2 protein-coding genes are annotated in these 5,125 nt (G+C 77.9%); both read left to right on the forward strand.

Features of this window, described 5'->3' with window-relative positions; all coding sequences use genetic code 11:
• The coding region (locus VF468_20510; protein ID HEX5880673.1) for an AAA family ATPase at window positions 1–2,368 on the forward strand (2,368 nt) is incomplete at its 5' end.
• On the forward strand, window positions 2,365–5,121 hold the full coding sequence (locus tag VF468_20515; protein ID HEX5880674.1) for a phosphoenolpyruvate carboxylase: 2,757 nt from the start codon (window positions 2,365–2,367) through the stop codon (window positions 5,119–5,121). The genes VF468_20510 and VF468_20515, both read left to right, overlap by 4 nt.
• Window positions 5,122–5,125 lie beyond the last annotated feature (4 nt).

Genomic DNA, 5,125 nt, shown 5'->3' on the forward strand with positions numbered 1-5,125 from the left:
GGTCGCGGCGGCCGTCGACGCCATCGGCGACGCCGCCACCGTGCTGTCCGGCCCGTGCTCCTCGGGAGTCGAGGGGAGCAGCTTCTGGCCGCTGGCCGAGATCGTCCGCCGGGCCGCCGAGATCAAGACCGCCGACTCGCCCGAGCAGGCCGAGGCCAAGCTGGAGGAGCTGCTCGGCTATGAAGACGGGGAGCCGGTGGCCGACCGGCTGGGGCGGCTGATCGGGCTGCGGCCGGCCCCGGTGACCTCCGAGGACGCGGTCTGGGCGGTGCGGCGGTTCCTGGAGGTGCTGGCCGGGCGGCACCCGCTGGTGGTGGTGGTCGACGACCTCCACTGGGCCCAGCCGGCCCTGCTCGACCTGCTCGAGCAGGTCGCCGCCCTGGCCCGGGAGGCCCGCATCCTGCTGGTCGCCGTGGCCCGGCCCGAGCTGCTGGAGCAGCGGCCGGGCTGGTCGGGCGGGCGCCTGAACGCCAGCACCATGCTGCTGGAGCCGCTGGCCGCCGAGGAGTCGGCCACCCTGCTCGAGCACCTGGCCGGGGAGGCGGCCCTGCCCGCCGACGCCACCGACCGCATCACCAGGACCGCCGAGGGCAACCCGCTGTTCCTGGAGGAGCTGCTGGCCATGCTGATCGAGGAGGGCCGGCTGCGGCGCCACGGCGGCCGCTGGGTGGCCCACGACCTGGCCGCGGCCAGCACCCCGCCGACCATCCAGGCGCTGCTGGCCGCCCGCCTGGACCGCCTGGACGGCGAGGAGCGGGCCCTGCTGGACCGGGCGTCGGTGATGGGCCAGGCCTTCGACCGCGCGGCCGTGCTCGCCCTCACCCCGGAGCCGGCCCGGGCCAAGGCCGACGCCCATCTGCTCGCCCTCGTCCGCAAGGAGCTGCTCCGCCCCGCCCCGGCCCCCCTCGGCGGCCGCGACGGCTTCCAGTTCCGCCACCAGCTGGTCCGCGACGCCGCCTACGGCTCGCTGCCCAAGCAGGCCCGGGCCGAGCTGCACGAGCGCTACGCCGGCTGGCTGGCCGAGGCCTTCGCCGCCCGCGGGGGCGAGATCGGGGAGGTGCGCGGCTGGCACCTGGAGCGGGCCTACCAGCTGCTGGCCGAGCTCGGCCCGGTGGACGCCCGCGGCCGCCGGGTCGCGGCCGAGGCCGCCGCCCAGCTCGCCGCCGCCGGCCACGTCGCCACCGGCCGGGGCGACCTCCCGGCCGCCGCCAACCTGCTGGAGCGGGCCATCGCCCTGCTCGAGCCGGGCGGCCGGGCCCGGGTGCAGCTGCTCACCGACCTGGGCGAGGTGCTGGTCCTCAGCGTCGAGACCGACCGGGCCGGGCGGGTCCTCGACGAGGCCCTGGCCGCGGCCGACCGCATCGGCGACCGGGGGCTGGCCGCCCACGCCACCCTGGGCAAGCTGGAGCTGCGGCTCGACTCGCCCGACCGCGGCCCCGACCGCTACCGGACCGACGTGAGAAAGGTCTTGGAGCTGCTGGAGGGCCTGGGCGACGAGGAGGGGCAGTCGCGGGCCTGGCGGCTGCTCGGGCTGGACAGCTACCTGCGCTGCCAGATCGGCCGCTCCGAGGACGAGTTCCAGCGGGCCGTCGAGCACGCCCGCGCCGCCGGCGACCAGCGGATCGAGGCCGGCAACCTGTACGCCCTGGTGCAGGCGGCGTTCTGGGGGCCGACGCCGGTGGCCGAGGGGATCCGCCGCTGCCAGGCCATCCGCGCCCAGGCCGAGGGCAGCTACCGGGTGGAGATGTCGGCCCTCCACACCCTGGCCGCGCTGCACGCCATGGCCGGCGAGTTCGGCCGGGCCCGCGAGCTCGGTGACGCGGCCGTGCAGATCGCCGGCGAGCTCGGGCCGAGCCGCTTCGCCGCCCTCTGCAGCCAGTTCCTCGGCCAGGTCGAGCTGCTGGCCGGCGACCCGGCGGCGGCCGTGCGCTGGCTGCGCTGGGGCGCCGGCATCCTGGCGCGGATGGGGGAGCGGGGCCTGCGCTCGGAGATCACGGCCAACCTGGCCCGGGCCCTGGCCGCCCAGGGCCTGGACGACGAGGCGCTGGAGCAGGCCTCGCTCAGCGGCGAGCTGGCCGTCCGCGACGACCTCTACGCCCAGGTCGAGCGGCGCGGCCCCCTGGCCACGGTGCTGGCCCGGCGGGGCCGGCTGGACGAGGCCGAGCGGCTGGCCGCCGAGGCCGTCGAGCTGGCCGCCGGCAGCGACATGCTGGGCATGCAGGCCGGGGCCCTGCTCGACCTGGCCCGGGTGCGGCGGCTGGCCGGCCGCAACGGGGACGCGGCCGAGCTGGCCCGCCAGGCCCTGGGCCTGGCCGAGCGCAAGGGCCACCGGGTCGCCGCCGCCCAGGCGCGGGACCTCCTGCGGTGACCGACACCGGGGTGCGGGTCGAGCGACGGCCGGCCGAGGAGATGCCGGCGCCGCTGCGGCGCGACGTGCGGCTGCTCGGGCGGCTGCTCGGCCGGGTCCTTGAGGAGGCCGGGGGGCCGGAGCTGCTGGCCGACGTGGAGCGGCTGCGGCGGGCGACCATCGCCCTGCGCGCCGCCGACGGGGCCCGGCGCCAGGCCCGGGCCCGGGTCGTGGAGCTGGTCGCCGGCTTCGACCTCGACCGGGCCGAGCTGCTGGCCCGGGCCTTCACCGTCTACTTCCAGCTCGTCAACCTGGCCGAGGAGCAGCACCGGGTCCGCACCCTGCGCGAGCGCCGCCACCACGGCGGGCCGGTGCGGGAGTCGTTCGAGGCCGCCGTGACCGAGGTCAGGGAGGCGGCCGGCGACGACGGCCTGGCCGGCCTGCTGGAGCGGCTGGAGGTGGTGCCGGTGCTGACCGCCCACCCGACCGAGGCCAGGCGCCGGGCCGTGGTCGACGCCCTGCGCCGGGTGGCCGTCGAGCTGGCCCGCCTGGACACCCCCCGGCTGCCCGGCGACGACGAGGCCACGGCGACCCGCCGGCTGCTGGAGGAGATCACCGGCCTGTGGCGCACCGCCCAGCTCCGCCGCGACCGGCCCAGTCCGCTGGACGAGGTCCGCTCCGTCATGGCCGTGTTCGACGCCACCCTGTTCCGGCTGGCGCCGGCCACCTACCGGGCGCTGGAGCAGGCGCTGGCCGGGGAGGCGAGCGGGACCGGGCCGCCGCCCTTCGGCGCCTACCTGCGCTGGGGGAGCTGGGCCGGCGGCGACCGCGACGGCAACCCCAGCGTCACCGCCGAGACCACCCGGGCGGCCATGGCCATCCAGGCCGACCACGTCCTGCGCGGCCTGGAGGCGGTGACCAGGCGGGTCGGCCATGCCCTGACCGCGGCCGGGGCCACCACCCCGCCCCGGCCGGAGCTGCTCGCCTCCCTGGCCCGCGACGCCGCCGCCTTCCCGGACCCGGCCGCGGCCATCGCCACCCGCTGGCCCGACGAGCCCTACCTCCAGAAGCTGCTGCTGGCGGCCGAGCGGCTGGCCGCCACCCGGGCCGCCCTGGTCGCCCCCGGCGAGGCCCCGCCGAGCGCTCACCGGTACCGGGACGCGGGGGAGTTCCTTGACGACGTGCGGCTGGTCCAGGCGTCACTGGTCGCGGCCGGGGCGGCCCGCCTGGCCTACGGGGAGCTTCAGCACCTGGCCTGGCAGGCCGAGACGTTCGGGTTCCACCTGGCCTCCCTGGAGGTCCGCCAGCACGCCGCCGTCCACGCCGAGGCCGTGGCCGAGCTCGCCCCCGGCGCCGCCGGCGACGCCGCCGCCCTCGACCGGCTGGCGGAGGGTGGCTGGGTGGACGAGCCGACGGGGGTCACCGCGGCAACCCGGGAGGTGCTGGACACCTTGCGGGTCATGGCCGAGCTGCAGGGCCGCTACGGCCCCGACGCCTGCCGGCGCTATGTGGTCAGCTTCAGCCGTTCCGCCGCCGACCTGGCCGCCGTGCGGGCCCTGGCCCGCCTGGCCGTGCCCGACGGCTCGCTGGAGCTGGACGTGGTGCCGCTGTTCGAGTCCCGGGCCGACCTGGAGCGGGCCTGCGACGTCCTGGACGAGTACCTGGCCCTGCCGGGCGCGGCCGCCTGGCTGGAGCGCCGGGGCCGGCGCCTGGAGGTCATGCTCGGCTACTCGGACTCGGCCAAGGACGCCGGCTTCCTCGCCGCCAACCTGGCCCTGTACCGGGCCCAGGGCGGGCTGGCCGCCTGGGCGGCGGCCCGCGGCGTCGACCTGGTCCTGTTCCACGGCCGCGGCGGCGCCCTCGGCCGCGGCGGCGGCCCGGCCGGCCGGGCGGTCCGCGGCCAGGCCCCGGGCTCGGTCGCCGGCCGCTTCAAGGTCACCGAGCAGGGCGAGGTCATCTACGCCCGCTACGGCAACCTGGCCATCGGCCACCGCCACCTGGAGCAGGTCACCAACGCCGTCCTCGGCGCCTCCACCCCCGGCGCCCAGGCCGCCGTGGCCGCCGCCGAGGACCGCTACCTGCCCACCGCCACGGCGATGGCCACCGCCGCCGAGGCGGCCTGGCGCCGGCTGGTGGAACGGCCGGGGTTCGCCGAGTTCTTCGCCAGGGTGACCCCGATCAAGGAGCTGGGCCTGCTGCGGATCGGGTCACGCCCGGCCCGCCGCGAGGGCGCCGGAGCCGGGGCGGACGGGGACGACCTGGTCGACCTGCGGGCCATCCCGTGGGTGTTCGCCTGGAGCCAGAACCGCTGCAACCTGCCAGGCTGGTACGGGCTCGGCAGCGGCCTTGCCGCCGTGGCCGAGCGGCCGGGCGGGCTGGAGCACCTGCGCGAGATGCACGAACGCTGGCCGTTCTTCCGGTCGCTGATCGAGAACGCCGAGATGAGCCTGGCCAAGGCCGACCCGCTGGTGGCCGAGTCCTACCTGGACCTGGGCGGCCGGCCCGACCTGGTCGCGGCCATCCGCGAGGAGTTCCGGCGCACCCGGGTGCTGGTCACCGAGACCACCGGGGCGGGGCGGCTCCTCGGCCACCGGCCGGTGCTGCGCCAGGCCGTCGACCTCCGCAACCCCTACGTCGACGCCCTGTCGTTCCTCCAGGTCCGCTTCCTCACCGACCTGCGCAACGGCCTCACCGGGGAGGAGGCGGCCAGGGCGGCCGGACTGGTCCTGCTCACCGTCAACGGGGTCGCCGCCGGCCTCCAGAACACCGGCTGAGGCG

It is taken from the genome of Actinomycetota bacterium, assembly GCA_036280995.1.
Taxonomy (GTDB): Bacteria; Actinomycetota; CALGFH01; order CALGFH01; family CALGFH01; genus CALGFH01.